Consider the following 18,211-nt stretch of genomic DNA (forward strand, 5'->3'; position numbering starts at 1 on the left):
TGCCCCGCGCCGCATGCGCGCATACCCTCTGCACGCCGCCTTGCGCCGATGGAATCACACGCTCAGATAAGCGCGCCTCACTGTTTCATTCTTTGCGAGTTCGCCGATCGTGCCGCTAAAGCGAATCTGCCCTTTTTCGAGGACGTACGCGCGGTCGCTGACCAGCTCGGCGAAGTGCAGATTCTGTTCGGACAACAGAATCGATAGCCCTTCGCGCTTGAGTTCGAGAATCATGTTTGCCATCTGCTCGACGATCACGGGAGCAACACCCTCGGACGGTTCGTCGAGCAGCACAAGGTACGGGTTGCCCATCAGCGTGCGCGAGACGGTCAGCATCTGCTGCTCGCCGCCGCTCATCTGGCCGCCGGGGCGTCTGGGCATTTCGCCCAGATTGGGGAACAGGCGGAACAGTTTTTCCGGCGTCCATTGCGGCGCGCCTTCGCGCGGCGGTTGACGGCCCGTATCGAGATTTTCCATCACCGTCAGATCGGCGAACACGCGCCGGTCTTCCGGCACGAATCCCATGCCCATTCGAGCGATCCGGTAAGGCGGCAACGCCGTGATGTTCTGTCCGCGAAAACGCACTTCGCCCTGGCGGCGCGGCAATAGTCCCATCACCGCTTTCATCGTGGTCGATTTGCCGGCGCCGTTGCGGCCCATCAGCGCGACCACTTCGCCACGGCCCACTTCGAGACCGACGTCGAACAGAATATGCGCACGACCGTAGAACGCATTGAGGCCGGAGACCTTCAGCATCGGCTCGCTCATTGCAGCGCTCCTTGTCCCGGATGGCCGCCTGCCGCTTCATGCAACGGCGCGCGTGGCTGGAAGGTCTTGCCGGTGCCGAAATAGACTTCCTGAACGCGTGCGTCGTTGCGGATCGTTTCGCCGTCGCCCTCGGCAATCAGCTTGCCGCGCGCGAGCACGATCATGCGATCGGCGTAAGCGAATACAACGTCCATGCTGTGTTCGGTAAAGAGCACGCCGATCTTGTACTCCGTGACAAGACGCCTCGTCAGCGCCATCAGTTCGTTGCGCTCCCTGGGCGCCATGCCGGCGGTGGGCTCGTCCATCAGCAACAACTTCGGCCGATTCGCCAGCGCGATCGCCAGTTCAACACGTTTGACATCGCCATAAGCGAGCACACCGCAGGCGCGGTTCGCGTCGGCGCCCATGCCGACCTGTTCGAGCAGCGTCATGGCTTCGTCGGCGTAGCGCGAGCGCGCGGGTTTCCACAGGCCGAAAGTTTTGCGTTCGCGCGAGACGAGGGCCATCTGCACGTTTTCGAGCACGGTCATCGAATTGAAGGTCGCGGCAATCTGAAACGTGCGGCCGACGCCCAACCGCCAGATATCGCGTGGCCGCATGCCGACCAGTTCGCGATCTTCAAGACGAATCGAACCGGACGACGGTTGCAGTTGCCCGTTGACCATGTTGAAGCAGGTCGACTTGCCCGCGCCATTTGGTCCCAGCAGCGCGAGCAACTGGCCGGCTTCAAGATCGAAGGACACGTCGTCGACCGCTTTCAGGCCGCCGAACGACTTGGAGAGGCCGGATACGCGCAGCAGGCTCATAGCCCCTCCTTGATCGCCGTTCCTTGTGACGCCGCCGGAGCCCGCTCTTCCGCCTTATCCACCGTATCGTCGCCAAACCGCTCGCGAATGAACCCGACGATCCCCTGCGGAAACGCGATCACCAGCAACAGGATCGCGAAACCCAGCAACGCCTGCCAATAGTCGGTCTGCCGCGCGACGGTGTCCTGTAGCCAGGTGAACACCGCCGCGCCGACGATGGGACCGGTCAAGGTCTGCAAGCCGCCGAGCAGCACCATCACGAGGCCATCCACGGAGCGGCTCACGCTGATCACCTCGGGCGAAATCGTCCCTTTGGAAAAGGCATACAACGATCCGGCAAGCCCGCAAAACAGCGACGCGACAACGAACGCCGCCCACTGCACACGTTTCACGTCGATGCCGATGGCTTCGGCGCGCAACACCGAATCGCGCGACGCCCGCATCGCGTAGCCGAGCGGCGAGAACAGCATCTTGCGCAGCAGCCACACCCCCACCACGGCGCAGGCGAGCGTCAGATAATAAAAAGCGACCGGCGACGACAACCAGTTCGACGGCCACAGGCCGAGAATGCCGTTGCTGCCGCCCGTTACGTCGTCCCATTGGAACACCACGGACCAGACGATCTGCGCGAACGCGAGCGTCAGCATCGCGAGGTACACGCCGGAGAGCCGCACGCAAAACCAGCCGAATACCAGCGCGCCCGCAACGGCGAGCAAGGGGCCGAGCAGCAACGCGGCTTCCATCGGCAGATTCAGAACCTTGAGAAACAGCGCGGCGCCATACGCACCCAGGCCGAAATACGCGGCGTGGCCAAACGAATGCATGCCGCCGGGACCCATGATGAAATGCAGACTCGTGGCGAACAGCACGGCGATCAGGATTTCAACCAGCAGCACAGGCATATAGGGAAACGCGTTGGCCGCAAGCGGTGCGAGCACCAGCACCAGCAAGGCGATGGCCGCCAGCCACTTCAGACGCTTGCCGGCGGGCCTCAGGGGCGCTTCGGGCGCCGCCATGCCACGCACCGCCGCGCTCGCCTTCCCGAGTAAGCCCCAAGGCCGCACCACCAGCACCACCGCCATCACGACGAATTCCGCAACCAGCGTAAAACGGCTCAACGACAGATCGATACCGAACACCGATACATGGCCGATGCCGATGCAGAGCGCCTTGATCTCGGCGATCAGCAACGCCGCGATAAACGCGCCCGGAATCGACCCCATGCCGCCGACCACGACGACGACAAACGCATTGCCGATGGTCTCCAGATCGAGCGACAGATTCGCCGACATCCGCGGCCCTTGCAGCGCACCGCCCAGGCCGGCGAGAAACGCGCCGACAAAAAACACGCCGGTAAACAACCATGCCTGATTGATGCCGAGCGCGCCGAGCATTTCGCGATCCTGGGTCGCGGCGCGCACGAGCGTGCCCCAACGGGTGCGCGTCAACGCATACCAGAGCAGCAGCAACACCACGGGTCCGATCACGATCAGCGCAATATCGTAGGTCGGCAGCGGATGGCCGAGAAACTCGACCGCGCCGGCCAGATGCGGCGCACGCGGTCCAAACAGGTCTTCCGGGCCCCATAGCCACAACGCGGCGTCGCGAAAGATCAGCACCAGCGCGAAGGTCGCCAGCAGGTGAAACAACTCGGGCGCCTGGTAGATGCGCCGCAGCACGATCATTTCGACCAGCGCGCCGAGCACCGCCACCACCAGCGCGGCAGCCAGCACCGACAGCCAGAAGCCGCCCGTGGTATGGCCGAAACGGCTCGCGATGCTATACGCGACGTAAATGCCGAACATATAGAACGAGCCGTGCGCGAAGTTGACGATGCGCGTCACGCCGAAGATCAGCGACAAACCGGCGGCGACGAGAAACAGCGTCGACGCATCGGCGAGCCCGTTGACCATCTGTACCAGCAAATTCGAAAGCATCGCGACCCTTGAAATAGCTCAGCGCAAACCGTCTTCGCCCTTGATCTCACTCACCTGCAAGCCGCCGATGCGCGGCAGCGGCCGGCCCGAGGCAGTCACCGCGACGGCCACGACGATTTCATTCGCGCGCGGCGCATCCGACACGCGTGCCTCGATCGCGTCGAAATGGCTGCGTACGAAGGCGGCGTCCTTATGGCCCAGCGGCACGTCGATCGCGGTGCCGAGCGTACCCATTTTTTTCGCCGACGGCACCAGCGCCGCGCCTTTTTCAACCGCGACGCGCAGCGGGGCGCCAAGCTTGGGGTGCAGGATCGCCGCCGCGTGCTCGAGTTCACCCGCTTCGCCGACGATCGCGGCCTTGCCGTAGCTTTGCGCGTCGCCCGGTTTGATGCCGAGCGCTTCAACACACTTGTTGCCGAGCAAGGCGCCAAGTTCCTCGCCGGCTTCGATCAGCGCGTCCAGTTTCGCCTCGTAACGCCCCGCGTAGGGATTATCGATCACCGCGATCGCGACTGCACGGCGTGCCGGCGGTTCGACGGCCTGCCCCATTTCAATGCGTGTTTCATCGACCTGCACGACCAGCTTGCGAAGCTTGATTGCCATTTCACTCTCCCGGTTTCGATGCGTGTTACGCCGCTCAGCGCAAGCCGTCCTTGCCCACAATCGCCTCTTTCGCCAGGCCGCCGACACGCGCATGCACGCGCTGGCCCGTGCTCATCACGAGGATATACACCAGTTCGTCCGCTGCGGGGGCGCCAGGCACACACACTTCGATCGCGTCGAAATGGCTGCGTACGTAGCTCGCGTTGACATGTGTGAGCGGCACATCGAGCGCGGTGGAAGGCGCACCGACTTTCTTGGTGGACGGCACGATAGCGTTAGTCGGAACGCCGTTTTTCTCCAGCAGTTCACGCATCGCATAGCCGCCGGGCACATGCCACAGCGCGCCATGCTCGAGTTCGCCCCGCGAGCCGACGATTGCGCCTTTGCCGTAGCTTTCGATCGATGCGTGCGGCACCGCCATCGCCGCCAGCAGCCGTTGCGCCATGTCGAAGCCGATTGGCTTGAGCGCTTCCATGGCGTGCTCGATTCTGGCCTCGTAGCGGCCGGCGAACGGATTCGTCATTACCGCGGCAATCGCGCCGCGCCGCAACGGCTGCGCGGGTGCGGGGCCGAACTCGTGAAAAATGTCTTCGACGTGCGTCAGCACGCGGCGTATTTCGAACACGGAGCCTCCGTTGCTTATTTCAGGTTGCCTGTTGCACGTTGCTGACCCAGGCTGGTCGTCCCGGCGCGATTCCTGACCAACGTTTCCTGGTCGTGCAATCCCGCCACACGCGCCCGTCCTTGCAGGAACAATGCGGCGCCTTCGATCAAACCTTGTTCCTGCAAGCGCCGCGCCGCCTCGACACCACGCGCCAGCGCGAAGTCGATCAACGGTTGCGGCAAGGACGGCACGTCGACGGTCACGAGCATGTCGCCCAGATCGCTATCGTCTTTCAAAGACGACGCCGGCCTACGCACGATACCCGCATGATCCAGATTGACGGCATTGGCGAGTATCGTCGCGGCGGCATCGGCAGTGGCGGCGTTGCGAGCCAGCACGGTAACGCTGTCGGCAATGCCCAGACTAAAACTGCGCCCACGCCAGCCGCTGGTCGCGACGCCGCGAATCGGCGTCGCGGCATCGAGCGTCAGGTTGGCGTCCAAAGCTTGAGCGCCCGGCAATTTCGCGCCGGAGAACGCCGCCAGATCGGCGAACACGCCCACGCGATACTGTTGGCCTTCCGTCAGGTAGAGCGCGATATCGCCGCCGTTGTTGATGAAGGCGCGCGCTATACCCTCACGCGCGAACGCCGTGATCAATTCATCCGCGACGCTGCCCGCAACGGCCGCCATCGGCGTAATGTAACGCGCGCGATGAGGATGGCAGGCGCTCCACATGCGACGCGCAACGGGACCTTTCAACACGCAGTCGCTGTGCGCTGCGTGACCTGGAACAGGCTGCCGAAGCGGCCTCAACTCGCAGACCAGTTCAGGCAACACGTCGACAAAGCGTGCCCAGCAGACCTCATAGGCGGCCTGCACCGCCAAGGGTTCGCCGTCCGCACTGAGGATCAGATCGATCGGCCCGTGCTGCCAATGCCAGCGGGCCGCATCGAGCCGGGTGCGGGTTGCGCTCGTTGCATTCATTGTGTTCATCGGATTCGTCATGCCGTTCATGTTCGCGGTCAGCCCGGCATCGGCGGCATAGCGGGCGGCCACGGATTGTCCGGATGACGCGCCAATGTTCTGCGGGCAAGCGGCGCCCCCTCCGTATGGTCCGGCCCATTCGCGAGCACGCTTGCCAGCGAGCGCACCGCGTCGAGATGGCCGCCAAGATCGCGATACGCGTCGTACGTCATGGTGAATTCGATCGGTGCGACGATCGCGGGCGTCGGCACGGTGCCGAACGATCGATCGGGCATACGCGAAACATCCACCATCACGGTGATGCCGCCACCCGGCCACACATAGGCGGGCGCGCCGCCACAGGTGACGTTGACGAGCTTCTGTTTGATCGCGCGCGTCAGCAGGACCGGATTCTCTGTCGCGCCCGCTCTCAGGCTGCCGCCTGCGCCGCCAAGAAACAGCACCGTCGCAAGCGAAGGTTCACAGTTCTCGCCGATCCGTTCGACCGTGCGACGCACGGCCTCCGGCATGGCCGCGATACGCGGCACGAGGTCCTGATCGAGCTCATACCATTGCGCGTGTTCGCCGGTGGTCGACACCATCAGCAAACGCATACCCGGTTTTGCCACGGCGGGATCGAAACCTTCGACAATCGCCAGCGGGTCCTGAATGTCGGTGCCGCCCCAACCAGTGCCGGGGTTCGCGACCTGAAAATAGCGGCCGGGAGTCGATTTGCGGCCGCGAATCTTCAGACCTGAACGCGTCATGCCCAGGCAGCGGCCCGCCTGGTGTTCGGTCAGCACGCCGGTGATGTGATCGTCGACCACCACCACTTCGTCGACGTGGCCGAACCACTGCTTGGCGAAGATGCCAATGGTGGCCGACCCACAGCCCACCCGCATACGCCGCTCCTCCACGCCGTCGACAATCGGCGCCGCGCCCGCGCGAATCGTGAGACTCGCACCGCCGTCGATGGTCAGCTCCACCGCTTCCTTATTGCCGAGCGCAAGCATCATGTCGCAGGTGACGCGGCCTTCTTTCTTGCTGCCGCCGGTCAGATGATGAACGCCACCCAGGCTCAGCATCTGCGAGCCGTACTCGGCGGTCGTCACATGCCCGACGATCTCGCCGTGGCAACGCACGTTCGATTGCTCCGGCCCGAGAAAGCGGTCGGTATCGATCTTCACCTTGAAACTGCAATAGCTGAAAATGCCCTCGGTGACGACGGTGATCATGTCGACGTCGTCGAGCTTCGAGGCAACAATGAACGGCGCGGGCTTGTAGTCGGGGTACGTGGAGGATGCGCCGATGCCGGTGACGAACAGCGCCTGTTCCGCGGCAGGATCGTGCACTTCGGACGATGCACCAAATTCGACCGTAGACTCCACGCTATTCGCGATCTCTTCGGGCGAACGCGCGGCGCGCGACAGAAACACGACAGGGTCGACGCGAATCAGCCGCCCATCCGCATTCGCATAACGATCGCACGCGCCGGTGCGGCCTTCCGATATCTGGCACAACACCGGGCAGGCATTGCATTCAATCTTGTTCGACGCCATTCGCTCGCTGCGCGGCATCGCTTTCTCGAGCACGGTCGGGCCTGGTGTCGAGGCGGTTTCGCCGTCGACGCGCTCCGCACCGAAATCGACCTTCGTATGTTCTGTCATGGTGGGGTTCCCATACGACGACATTACAATCGGTCCTGCCCGGCTGACGAATCGCCCCTATTCAAAGGGACTTTCGCGTGATCCGCATTTTTCCATGTTGCGGTCACTCACCGTTCGTGTAGTATCCGCTACACCAAACTTGTTTGAAATCTACTCGATCAAAATAGACTGCGCAATGAGTTTCCCGGTGAGCATGTGAATGCTGCGGCGCGGCATTGCCGTAGGAATCGCGCTTCAGATCTACGCCGAGCAGCTGATCGTGCCGGCCATTTCGTCACGCGCAATATGGGCTGTATGATGAGGACGCGCCGCGCTCAAGCGCATCCGAGCTTGCCTTAGCGGCTGCGGCGCAGGCCGTTCAACCCGACGCTAACAAAGAGATCCGAGACCGCCATGAGTCCCACTGCCGCCCGCAAGCCGGGCGCCATCGGTATCCGAGCGAAGCAGGCGCAAGATACCCGCGCCAAGATTCTTAAAGCGGCCATCAAGGTCTTCGCCAAGCAAGGCTTTGCAAGCGGCCGAATCGAGAGTATTTCGAAGGCCGCGCGTTCGCACGACCGGATGATCTATTACTACTTCGGCAGCAAGGAACAGTTGTTTATCGAAGTGCTGGAGACGATCTACACGCAGTTCAATGAAGCCGAAAGCAGGCTCGATCTCGATCTGGGCGATCCTGTGCATGGCCTCGAGCAGATGGTCGAATTCGTCTGGCAGTACTACCTCGATCATCCCGAGTTCGTCACGCTGCTGTCGAGCGAGAATCTGCACCAGGGCAAGCACGCGAAGAAATCGTCGAAGCTGAAGGAGATTTCCGGCTATGCCATTTCGGTCGTGCAGAAGTTGCTCGATGCGGGCCAGGCGCAAAACGTCTTTCGTGCCGACGTCAAAGCGCGTGACGTGTACCTGATGATCGCGTCGCTCGGTTATTTCTATAACGCCAATCAGTACACGCTGGGTGCGTTTCTCGGCGAGCCGCTGATGGACAAGGCCGCACTCGCGCATTGGCGCGAGGTCATCAAGGATACGGTGTTGCGCGCGGTGCGCTTGCAGGTGCCGGCCGACATCGCCGTGATGAATACCAGCAGGATTGCCTGAAGCGCGCATTATGTGACGCGCGCTTCAGGACTTTGTTAAGGCTTTGCCGCTGCAGCGTCGTCTTCGCGGAACAGTTTATCGGCGAGGTGAAACGCCGAGTTGGCCGCCGGCACGCCGCAATAGATCGCGGTTTGCAGCAGTACTTCCTTGATCTGCTCGCGCGTCACGCCGTTATTTTTTGCGGCGCGCAGATGCAATGCGAGTTCTTCGCTGCGATTGAGCGCGACCATCATCGCGATGGTCAGCAAACTGCGCGTGTGACGCGGCAAACCTTCACGCGTCCAGATTTCGCCCCACGCATAGCGGGTAATCAGATTCTGGAACTCGTCGGTCAACTCCGTGCGATTCGCAAGCGACCGGTCGACGTGCGCGCTGCCCAGCACCGCGCGGCGCACGCCGAGTCCGGCTTCGTAGCGGTCTTCGTCGTTCATTTCTGCTCCGTCAGGAAGTCGAGCACGGTCTTCGTGAAGGTCTCGGCTCTCTCGATGTTGGAAATATGTGCGGCGTCCAGTTCGACATAACGCGCGCCCGGGAGCGCTTGTGCCAGCTCGCGGCCTTGTGCCGGGGTGGCGGCCAGATCGTGCGTGCCGCTGATCACCAGCGCGGGCACCTTGATGCCGGGGACTTCGGGCCGCAAGTCGGCGGCGTCGATGGCGTCGCAATTGGATGCGTAGCCTTCCTTGTCGGTGTGCACGAACACGTCGCGAATCATCGCAAGCACCACGGGTTCGCGTTCGATGTAGTCGGCGGTGAACCAGCGCGGCAAGACCGCGTCGGCCAGTGCGAGCATGCCTTCGGTGCGGGCCCTTGCGGCGCGCGGCACCCACACCTCCGGCGAACCGATGCGCGCCGCCGTGTTGCACAGCACGACCCGTTCGAGACGATTCCCGTGACGAGCGGCCAGTGCGACGCCGGTCAGGCCGCCCATCGACAGACCGCAGAAATTCGCGCGGGCGATCTTCAGCGAGTCCATCAGACCGAGCACATCGCCGGTCAGCTGGTCGATCGTGTAGGGACCTTTGGGCGCTTCCGAGTGACCATGGCCACGCGTGTCGTAGCGCAGCACGCGAAAGTGTTTGGACAGCGCCGCGACCTGCGGCGTCCACATCGACAGATCGCTGCCGAGCGAATTTGACAACACGATCCACGGCGCGTGGCCGTGACGGTCCCCGTCGATTCGATAGTGAAGCTCGGTACCGTTGACTGCGGCGTAGGGCATGCCGGTTACTCCTTGGAAAGGGCGCGTTTGGCGCGCGCGTGATGAAGTGCCAGCGCGGCGTCCACATAAGCGTGCGCCTGGCCGACATATTGAGCGGGATCGAGCAGTTGCTTCAGGCGCTCGATCGAAAGATGTTCGGTCACGGCGGCGTCCGCCGCGAGCACGTCGAAGAGTGCCTTGTGTTCGGCGATGGCCGCTTTCGATGCGCGCTCGACCAGATGATGCGCATCCAGCCGGCCGATGCTGTCGCCGAGCGCGAGCATCACCGCTTCGCCGAGGATCAAACCGTGCGTGACGTCGAGATTGGCGGCCAGACGCGGCACATTCACGTTGAGCCCCGCCGCGATCTGTGCGATGTTGGCGAGCGCGCCGCCCGCGAGGCGCGCGAGATCCGGCAGCGCGTCCCATTCGGCTTGCCAGCCGCCGAGCGCGCGCTCGTGCTCCTGCACCATGCCGGCGAACACCGTGGCCACCAGCCCCGGCGCGCGCGTCGCGGCCGTCAGCACAGCGGCGCAGCCAACCGGATTGCGTTTGTGCGGCATGGTCGACGAACCGCCCTTGCCGGCCGCGGCAGGTTCACCCAGTTCGTCGATCTCGGTTTGCATCTGCAAGGAGATATCGCGCGCGATTTTGCCGAGCGTGCCGATCAGCATGCCGAACAGCGATGCGGTTTCGGCGATGCGATCGCGCTGCGTGTGCCACGGCAAGGTGGGCACAGCCAGCTTGAGCTCCTGCGCCAGCGATTGCGTGACTTGTGGCGCCGCGTCGCGCAGGCTCGCCAGCGTGCCGGCCGCGCCGCCGAATTGCAGCACCAGCACGCGCGCGCGCAACGCATCGAGCCGCTCGTGATGACGCAGCAGTGCATCGAGCCACTGCGCGAATTTCAGACCGAGCGTGATCGGCAGCGCCTGCTGCAGCCAGGTGCGGCCGATCATCGGCGTCGCGCGGTGGGTGGCCGCGAGTTTCGCCAGCGCGTCGCACGTGGTTTGCAGGCCGCTGTCGAGCAGATCGAAGGTGTCGCGCAATTGCAGCACGGTCGCCGTGTCGATGATGTCCTGGCTCGTCGCGCCCCAATGGACGTACTTCGATGCCTCCGCGTCCGCCGCTTTGACGCGCGCGGTAAGTTGTTTGACGAGGGGAATCGCGAGATTGCCGCCGAGCGCCGCGTCGCGCGCAAGCGCGTTGGCGTCGAGTTGATCCGCATGGCAGGCGCCCTCGATCGCGGCTACGGCGCGGTAGGGAATCACGTTATGCGCGGCCGTGGCGCGCGCGAGCGCGGCTTCGACATCGAGCATCCGTTGCAGCGTGGCACGCGGCGACCAGATATCGTTCATCGGCTGGGTGCCGCAAAGAAGGCCGGTCAGACGGGCGCTGGAGTCGAGCATGATGGCGTCGATGAGGGAGTCGAAAGTAAGAGTTTCGCCGAAGCTGCATGGGCACGCCGCGAAGCGCATCCCTGCACGCTATCTAACGAGAGCGTACCGCACACGGCGTTGCGGCGCATCGTGCCCCGCACTTCGCCGCGACGGCGCGGTGGATGTGCGTCGCTGCCGCGTCTGTCGTACAGGGCGTACGGGCTCGCTATGTGCGATGCGCCGTGACATTACCCGAGCGACGTGAGGTGCTGTAAGCGCGCCTCACGCGCACTCTGATCCGCGACGGTGGCGGGACGCGGGACGCGACGTGCGCGTTTCGCTGCGCTAGCGGCTCGGCAGCTTCGCCGCTTTGCCGCTTTGCCGCTTGGCGGTTTAGCGGCGCAAGGCGTGCAGTTATCCGCAGGCCTGCCCTGTGCCGCGATGCTCAGGCCGCGCGAGCCGCTTGCGTGCCGTCGATCAGCGGTACGCCCGTCAGTTTGTGCAGCGCATCGAAGTCGATGTCCGAGAATATCTCGCGCACCACAAGCCCCTGATCGGTGACGTCGATCATTGCCAGGTCCGTATAGATGCGGTCGACGCAATTCACGCCTGTGACCGGATACGAACACTCCGCCGCGATTTTGCTTTCGCCCTGCTTGGTCAGGTGTTCCATCATCACGTAGACCTGTTTCGCGCCGATGGCCAGATCCATCGCGCCGCCGACTGCCGGGATCGCATCGGGCGCACCGGTATGCCAGTTCGCCAGGTCGCCCTTCGCCGACACCTGGAACGCGCCGAGCACGCAGAAATCCAGATGGCCGCCGCGCATCATCGCGAACGAATCCGCGTGATGGAAAAAGGCGCCGCCCGTGAGCAGCGTGACGTGCTGCTTGCCGGCGTTGATCAGTTCGTCGTCTTCCTCGCCCTTTGCGGGCGCCGGGCCCATGCCGAGCAGGCCGTTTTCGCTGTGCAGGAAGATTTCCTTGCCGGCGTCGAGATGATTGGCCACCAGCGTGGGCACGCCGATGCCGAGGTTGACGTAAGCGCCTTCAGGAATATCCTGGGCAACGCGCTTGGCCATTTCATCGCGGGTCAGTTTTTTCATGTCGTTCTCCTCAGGCGGCGGTCGCGGATGCAAGTTCGGCTTGATGCACCGCTTGCGGCACTTCGATCACGCGTTGCACGAAAATGCCCGGCGTGATGATGTTTTCCGGATCGAGTTCACCGAGCGGCACCACTTTCGACACCTGCACGATGGCCGTTTTCGCCGCGCTCGCCATGATCGGACCGAAGTTTCGGGCGGTCTTGCGATAGACCAGATTGCCCCAGCGGTCGCCCTTGAACGCTTTTATCAGCGCAAAGTCCGCATGTAGCGGCGACTCCAGCACGTAATGCTTGCCGTCGATCAGACGGGTTTCCTTGCCTTCCGCGAGCTTGGTGCCGTAGCCGGTGGGCGTGAAGAACCCGCCGATCCCCGCGCCTGCTGCGCGAATGCGTTCCGCGAGGTTGCCTTGCGGCACCAGTTCGAGTTCGATTTCACCGGCGCGGTAGAGCGCGTCGAACACATACGAGTCGGTTTGACGCGGGAACGAGCAGATGATCTTGCGCACGCGTTTGGCTTTGAGCAGCGCCGCGAGGCCGATATCGCCATTACCGGCGTTGTTGTTGACGATGGTGAGTTCGCGCGCGCCCTGTTCGATGAGTGCGTCGATCAGTTCGGACGGCATGCCGGCCGTGCCGAAGCCGCCGATCATGACGGTCGCGCCGTCGTGGACATCGGCTACCGCCGACTGAAGTGACTCGAAAATCTTGTTGATCATGTCGAAGTTCCTTTGGGGGCGCTGCGGGCCGCTGGGCGTTTGCTTTTTGCCTTGGCAGGCAAGGGCTTGGGCAGGACGGTCTCCGGGCCTGTGCTGGCGGCTGCTCGCCGGGTAAGGATGCGGGCTGGCGCCTTTGGTTTGTTCGTTGTCGATTTGTTCTATATACGAACTTGGATTCGATTAGCGAACGTTGAGGCGATTATGGTCGCCGTTTGGGCGAGTTGTCAAGGTTGGGGATTGCCCTTAATCATAGGAGGTGGGGGTGGGCCTGCTCGGCGGTTTTGTTGTTGAGCTGGAGTTTGGGCGGTGCCATGGATTTTTGGGCGTTGCCTTGCTGTCGTCGTGGTCTGTTCTGGTGTTGGTCTTTTGGCCTTTCCTTGCTTTGTTAGTGGTCTATTAGCGTTGCCCCTGTGCGGGGCGGCACCTACTTTTCTTTGCCTGCCGCAAAGAAAAGTAGGCAAAAGAAAGCGGCTCAAACCGCTAATTCTTAAGCGGGTCCCCCGCACAGCCGCGGTAGTGGTGCATCTGGAATCTGTGTTCCCGCGCACTCAGCGTCAGCGACAAGGCGCTCATCAGCTCCCACTCCGCACTGCGTGCGTCGCGGACGGGTCTGCCTGGGAAACCAGCGGCTTCGCTCGGTGCAGCGGGAGCCTTCGGCTTCGCCTCGGCGCGGCGCTCCCGCTCTGATTGGTGAACCCACTGCAAAGGAAATGTCGTGCGTCGCATTCGCGGTGCAATCGCGACCGCTGCCGCGGTTGTGCTTACAGCAGAAGCAGCGGTGATTCAGGGCGCGGGGGCAAACGCGGGAGCGAAACGGCATCGAGGGCGCAGCGAGGCAACAGCGAATCAGGGAACGGGACAACTGGGAGAATGAAACCGCAACCCGGTGGCAGCGACGCAACGACGAGTCAGGGAACGGAGCAAACCGCGGAAGCGAAAATCCGGAGGGCGGTTTTATGAACAGGGTATCGGCGCGCGCAGCGCCGCCGGAGGTATGACTGCCTTGTCACTGAGGCGGAGTGTGCGAGGCGACAGATTCCAGATGCACCACTACCGTGGCTGCGCGGGGGACCCGCTTATGAGCTTGCGGGGTGAAGCCGCTTTCTTTGCTTATCTTTCTTTGCGGCGGCAAAGAAAGTAAGTGCCGCCCCGCACAGGGGCAACACTAATAGACCACCAACAAAACAAGGAAAGGCCAAAAGACCAACAGCAGAACAGACCACGAACCCAGCGGGGCAACGCCCAAAAACCCAGATCAACAACAAACTCACCAAGCAGGCCCCACCCTCTATCCAGAATCCAGATTATTAAGCTACCCTTTATCCACCGAGGAAATACCCCAAAACACCCGCCGCAGGCAAAACCCCCCAATGCCCGACACAACCCTGGATCTAAACCTGATCCCCTACCTCGTAGCAATGGAAGACACCCGCAACGTAAGCCGCGCAGCGGACCAGCTCGGTGTCAGCCAACCCCGCGTAAGCACCGCGCTAGGCCGCCTGCGAGAATACTTCGACGACCCGCTCTTCGTGCGAACGTCAAAAGGCATGGAACCCACGCCGCGCGCACTCGCCATCCTCCCCGCCGCTCGCGACGCGCTGCTGCGGATCGAAAAAGGCATGCTCGACGTACAAGACTTCGATCCCGCCACCAGCACCCATACGTTCTCCATCGCGCTCTCCGACGTCGGCGAAATCGTCTTCCTGCCGCGGCTGCTGCAACTCTTCGCCGAACGCGCGCCGCAAGCGAATCTGCGCTCCGTGTCGCTGCCGCCCTCGCACGTGGAACGCGGGCTCGAATCGGGTGACGTCGACCTCGCCGTAGGCTATTTCCCCGACCTGTCAGGCAACAACTTCTTCCAGCAACGGCTTTTCACCCACCGGTTCATCTGCCTGATGCGCACAGGGCACCCGCTTTCGAAGGCGCCGCTCACGCTGCCTCAGTACGTGGCGTCGGGCCACGCCGTGGTGCGCGCCGAAGGACGCAGCCAGGAAGTCCTCGAACACTACCTGGAAAAGAAACGCATCAAGCGCCGCGCAGTGCTCGAAACGCCTCACTTCATGAGTCTGCCGTTCATCCTCGCGCGCACCGATCTGCTCGCCACCGTGCCGCACGCCATCGGCTTCGCGTACGTGTCGGAGCATGCGTCGATCACGCTGGTCGAGCCGCCACTGCCGTTGCCGCGCTTCGATCTGCGGCAACACTGGCATCGCAAGTTTCATAACGACCCGCGCGCGAGCTGGCTGCGCGGCATCGTCGCCGAACTCTTCAACGACGCTATGGACGAGTGGCCAAAGTAAGTTCACGCCCCGTCAGCGAAAGGGGCATCGACACGATACGGCGCAAAACATGGAACAATGGCCGCTACTCATTGAACCCGCGCGCCCCGTCTAGCGTCGACGCGCGCCCCCGGAGGAGCGACGGATGGCCAGCAGCAAAGCAAAGAAAGCCAAACCCGCAGCGGCAGTGGACCGCCCCAGCCGCGAAGAAGCTGAAGCAGCAGTACGCGTGCTATTGCGCTGGGCCGGCGACAATCCCGAGCGCGAAGGCCTGCTCGATACGCCGGCACGCGTGGTGCGCTCCTATGAGGAGTTCTACGCCGGCTATCAGGTCGACCCGCGCGAAATCCTGGCCCGCACCTTCTCCGAAGTGGACGGCTACGACGAAATGATCGTGCTGAAAGATATCCGCTTCGAAAGCTATTGCGAGCACCACATGGTGCCGATCATCGGGCGTGCACACGTTGCGTATCTGCCCGAGCATCGGGTGGTCGGCATCTCGAAGCTGGCGCGTCTCGTCGATGCCTTCGCCAAGCGTCTGCAGATCCAGGAAAAGATGACCGTGCAGATCGCCGATACGTTGAACGAAGTGCTGCAACCGGCGGGTGTCGGCGTCATTCTCGAAGCCGCGCATCAATGCATGTCCACGCGAGGGGTACACAAAGCAGGTGTCACGATGGTCACCTCGCGCATGCTGGGCACCTTCCGCACCGATCCGTCGACGCGTCGCGAGTTTCTGTCAATCGTGGGCAATCCGGGGGTGGTGGCGATCCCCAATACCTGAGCCACCTCAGGCCGTGCCGCGAGCCGTACGGCGCGCCGTGCGCATCTGGCCGAAGGTGGCCAGCAGCACGGCGCCAAGCACGCACGCGACACCCGCAAGCTGCGCCGCGCTGACCGGTTCCCGCAGCACGGCAGCGGCCAACGCCACCGCGCTCACCGGCACGAGCGCGGTCATCAGTCCGGCTTCGGCACCGCTGATGCGCGCAGCACCCGCATACCAGAGAACGAAACCGGCCACGGTCGGCACCAGCGCGTAATACAGCACGCCGGCCAAGGCGTCCGGACTGAACGGCACGCTCCAGGGCCGCTCGAAGAACGCCGGCACGATCGCCACCGCGAAACCAATGCCGCACATCAACGCCGACAGCGGCAGCGGCGCGACCGGCGTGTGCAACTTACGATTGAGCAGAATGAAGAGCGCCTCGCAAACGATCGCCGCAAACACCAGCGCATCGCCGACCAGCGAACGGGCTGCATGCGGCGCGGCGAAATCGTCGAGACGCACGGTACACACCAGCACGCCCAGGGTGGCAAGAACAATCGCGCCGATCAAGGCGGGCGCGGGGCGTTCGCCCAGCGCGAGCATGGCGACCATGCCGGACACGGCAGGCAAGGTGCCTGCAATCACGCCCGCATCGGCGGCCGAGGCGAGCTTCATCCCGCTGATGAGCAACACCGTATAACCGACACTGCCCGCCCCCGCCTGGGCAATCACGAGCACCGTATCGTGCCGGTCGAGACGGGGCCAGCGCACGCCCCGCCAGCGCATCACCAGCACAAACAGGGGAAACGCGATGGCAAACCGCAACGCGGTCGCGCTGAACGGCGGCAATCCGCTGGCGATCGATTTGCTGACGACAACCGTGCTGCCAACCCCGATCATCGCCAGCGCGCAAAACACATAGCCGACATAGCGTGAATTCATGCTGCTGTCCTGTTCCTGTATCTGAGCAGGCAGGTTAAGGGCGACCAATGCGTGCCGTCTTGAACGAAATTGCAGAGAAAGTACCCGCCAACAGTTCGACGCCCCCGTCAGCCTGGCGGATTACCGGCTCTAATCAGGCATGGATCTGGCTGGCAGCCACGTAGGACCAGCCGGTGCTTCGGCAACATCCATCGAGTATCCTGATCGAAATAGAACCCACCACAACGGCGTGGTTAATCGAACACAACAGGAGTCCCGCAATTGGTAGCGTTTCCGTCGGCGGCGGTTTCAACCTGGGGCGGCGCAGTCGTCTTTCTCAACGTTCTGCTGACACGCCTCGGGCTGCCGATCCCCGCGGTTCCCATACTGCTCTTCGCGGGCTCCGCGATTGCCGCCGGCACCTTGTCTTTCTGGCCGATCCTGCTGGCCGCGGTGCTCGGCGCGCTCATCGGCGACGGCACATGGTTCGCCGCGGGCCGCATCTACGGACGCAAGCTGATCGCCGCCTTGAGCCGGATCTCTCCGGTGGTCGATTCCAGGCTCGATTCGGCTCGCTCGCTATTCGAACGCTTCGGCGTGCCGCTCGTGTCGATCTCGAAGTTCGTCCCCGGACTGGGACTCATCACCCCGCCGCTCATGGGCACGACCGCCGTGGACAGCCGCATCTACGCCATGTGGGATCTCGTCGGCGCGCTGGCGTGGGCGACCTTCTGGCTACTTGGCGGCGCCGCGGCGGAACGGCAGTTGCATATGCTGCTCGCCGTCGTCAGAGCGCGCGGGGGCACCGTGCTCGACGTCCTGCTGGCCGCGGCGCTGATCTATTTGCTGTACCGCCTGCAGCAACGGCGCCGCGAGCGGCACCGTCTCGCGGATGCCGACTCCGCGAGCGACTCGCAGGCAACCGCGGCCTCACGCGGATGGCGCCGCATCATGCCGCGCAAGATTCTGGATGCCCGCCCAGCCGCATCGGCAGGCGAAGCGCCGCGCCCGCTTCCCGGTGCGCTGGCGCTCGACCCGCAGTCGCCTGAACAGGTCGACGGTGCGCTGCTCGCTTATGACATGGTGATTTATTGCATCTGTCCGGACAGCGCAACCGCTGTGGAGATCACACGCCGCATGCGCCTGAACGGCTATACGCGGATTCGCGCCCTGAGGGGTGGCCTCGATGCCTGGCAAAGGCGCGGGTTTCCCGTCGAGCCATCGGAGTCGGTGGACGATGCGACTAAGGGCAGACGCGCACCCGCATCGCACGCCGAGGCAGGCGGCACAGTGACGCTACGCGGCTTCGCCCCCCGGCGCGGCAAAGGCGCGTGGACAGGTCCCTGAACGATCAGCGATCAACGATCAACCAGCCCGACGCGCGAGCGCTGTCTCACACAACGCGT

At 63.4% G+C, this 18,211-nt stretch carries 17 protein-coding genes; 4 read left to right on the forward strand and 13 right to left on the reverse strand.

Translation table 11 applies throughout. The features are described 5' to 3' along the window. Nucleotides 1-54: 54 nt before the first annotated feature. The 7 genes from HWX91_RS10965 to HWX91_RS10995 are packed head-to-tail and all read right to left on the reverse strand — an operon-like array spanning nucleotide 55 to nucleotide 7,350. Nucleotides 55-768: an ABC transporter ATP-binding protein gene (locus HWX91_RS10965; protein ID WP_028200507.1), complete on the reverse strand. Its 714-nt coding sequence runs from the start codon at nucleotides 766-768 to the stop codon at nucleotides 55-57. After that, nucleotides 765-1,574, reverse strand: coding sequence for an ABC transporter ATP-binding protein (locus HWX91_RS10970; RefSeq protein WP_028200508.1), 810 nt, complete (start codon nucleotides 1,572-1,574; stop codon nucleotides 765-767). Before HWX91_RS10970 ends, HWX91_RS10965 begins: the two co-directional genes overlap by 4 nt. Further along, nucleotides 1,571-3,511, reverse strand: a complete 1,941-nt coding sequence (locus tag HWX91_RS10975; protein ID WP_028200509.1) for an ABC transporter permease — start codon at nucleotides 3,509-3,511, stop codon at nucleotides 1,571-1,573. Before HWX91_RS10975 ends, HWX91_RS10970 begins: the two co-directional genes overlap by 4 nt. Before the next feature lie 18 nt (nucleotides 3,512-3,529). Further along, nucleotides 3,530-4,114, reverse strand: a complete 585-nt coding sequence (locus HWX91_RS10980; RefSeq protein WP_028200510.1) for an amino acid synthesis family protein — start codon at nucleotides 4,112-4,114, stop codon at nucleotides 3,530-3,532. Between the two features lie 34 nt (nucleotides 4,115-4,148). After that, nucleotides 4,149-4,739 carry an amino acid synthesis family protein gene (locus HWX91_RS10985; RefSeq protein ID WP_028200511.1) on the reverse strand — a complete coding sequence of 197 codons (591 nt, stop codon included), beginning with the start codon at nucleotides 4,737-4,739 and terminating at the stop codon, nucleotides 4,149-4,151. Between the two features lie 14 nt (nucleotides 4,740-4,753). Next, on the reverse strand, nucleotides 4,754-5,704 hold the full coding sequence (locus HWX91_RS10990) for a UPF0280 family protein (protein ID WP_042277425.1): 951 nt from the start codon (nucleotides 5,702-5,704) through the stop codon (nucleotides 4,754-4,756). 38 nt (nucleotides 5,705-5,742) lie between these two features. Then, the gene (locus HWX91_RS10995) at nucleotides 5,743-7,350 is read right to left on the reverse strand and encodes a hypothetical protein (protein ID WP_028200512.1); all 1,608 of its coding nucleotides are present in this window, start codon (nucleotides 7,348-7,350) and stop codon (nucleotides 5,743-5,745) included. 393 nt (nucleotides 7,351-7,743) lie between these two features. Between HWX91_RS10995 and HWX91_RS11000 the strand changes: the two genes are divergently transcribed. After that, nucleotides 7,744-8,445: a TetR family transcriptional regulator gene (locus HWX91_RS11000; protein ID WP_042277420.1), complete on the forward strand. Its 702-nt coding sequence runs from the start codon at nucleotides 7,744-7,746 to the stop codon at nucleotides 8,443-8,445. A 35-nt stretch (nucleotides 8,446-8,480) separates the two neighbouring features. Here HWX91_RS11000 and pcaC read toward each other — a convergent pair whose 3' ends face one another. The 5 genes from pcaC to HWX91_RS11025 all read right to left on the reverse strand — a co-directional run bounded on the left by pcaC (nucleotide 8,481) and on the right by HWX91_RS11025 (nucleotide 12,839). Beyond that, nucleotides 8,481-8,876, reverse strand: a complete 396-nt coding sequence (gene pcaC, locus HWX91_RS11005) for a 4-carboxymuconolactone decarboxylase (RefSeq protein WP_028200513.1) — start codon at nucleotides 8,874-8,876, stop codon at nucleotides 8,481-8,483. Next, on the reverse strand, nucleotides 8,873-9,664 hold the full coding sequence (gene pcaD, locus HWX91_RS11010) for a 3-oxoadipate enol-lactonase (protein WP_028200514.1): 792 nt from the start codon (nucleotides 9,662-9,664) through the stop codon (nucleotides 8,873-8,875). Before pcaD ends, pcaC begins: the two co-directional genes overlap by 4 nt. A 5-nt stretch (nucleotides 9,665-9,669) precedes the next feature. Continuing rightward, the gene (locus HWX91_RS11015; RefSeq protein ID WP_028200515.1) at nucleotides 9,670-11,049 is read right to left on the reverse strand and encodes a 3-carboxy-cis,cis-muconate cycloisomerase; all 1,380 of its coding nucleotides are present in this window, start codon (nucleotides 11,047-11,049) and stop codon (nucleotides 9,670-9,672) included. Between the two features lie 415 nt (nucleotides 11,050-11,464). Then, nucleotides 11,465-12,124, reverse strand: coding sequence for a 3-oxoacid CoA-transferase subunit B (locus tag HWX91_RS11020; protein ID WP_028200516.1), 660 nt, complete (start codon nucleotides 12,122-12,124; stop codon nucleotides 11,465-11,467). Nucleotides 12,125-12,134: 10 nt separating this feature from the next. Continuing rightward, nucleotides 12,135-12,839, reverse strand: coding sequence for a 3-oxoacid CoA-transferase subunit A (locus HWX91_RS11025; RefSeq protein WP_028200517.1), 705 nt, complete (start codon nucleotides 12,837-12,839; stop codon nucleotides 12,135-12,137). Between the two features lie 1,370 nt (nucleotides 12,840-14,209). On the opposite strand from HWX91_RS11025, the gene HWX91_RS11030 reads away from it, so the two are divergent. Then, the gene (locus HWX91_RS11030) at nucleotides 14,210-15,139 is read left to right on the forward strand and encodes a LysR family transcriptional regulator (RefSeq protein WP_028200518.1); all 930 of its coding nucleotides are present in this window, start codon (nucleotides 14,210-14,212) and stop codon (nucleotides 15,137-15,139) included. Between the two features lie 124 nt (nucleotides 15,140-15,263). Continuing rightward, nucleotides 15,264-15,902 carry a GTP cyclohydrolase I FolE gene (gene folE, locus HWX91_RS11035; protein WP_028200519.1) on the forward strand — a complete coding sequence of 213 codons (639 nt, stop codon included), beginning with the start codon at nucleotides 15,264-15,266 and terminating at the stop codon, nucleotides 15,900-15,902. 6 nt (nucleotides 15,903-15,908) lie between these two features. Here the strand turns inward: folE and HWX91_RS11040 are convergent, their stop codons facing one another. Next, nucleotides 15,909-16,826, reverse strand: a complete 918-nt coding sequence (locus tag HWX91_RS11040; protein ID WP_028200520.1) for a DMT family transporter — start codon at nucleotides 16,824-16,826, stop codon at nucleotides 15,909-15,911. 261 nt (nucleotides 16,827-17,087) lie between these two features. On the opposite strand from HWX91_RS11040, the gene HWX91_RS11045 reads away from it, so the two are divergent. Further along, nucleotides 17,088-18,152 carry a VTT domain-containing protein gene (locus tag HWX91_RS11045; RefSeq protein ID WP_028200521.1) on the forward strand — a complete coding sequence of 355 codons (1,065 nt, stop codon included), beginning with the start codon at nucleotides 17,088-17,090 and terminating at the stop codon, nucleotides 18,150-18,152. The last annotated feature ends 59 nt before the right edge of the window (nucleotides 18,153-18,211 follow it).

It is taken from the genome of Paraburkholderia fungorum, assembly GCF_902833645.1.
In the GTDB taxonomy this organism is placed as follows: Bacteria; Pseudomonadota; Gammaproteobacteria; order Burkholderiales; family Burkholderiaceae; genus Paraburkholderia; species Paraburkholderia fungorum.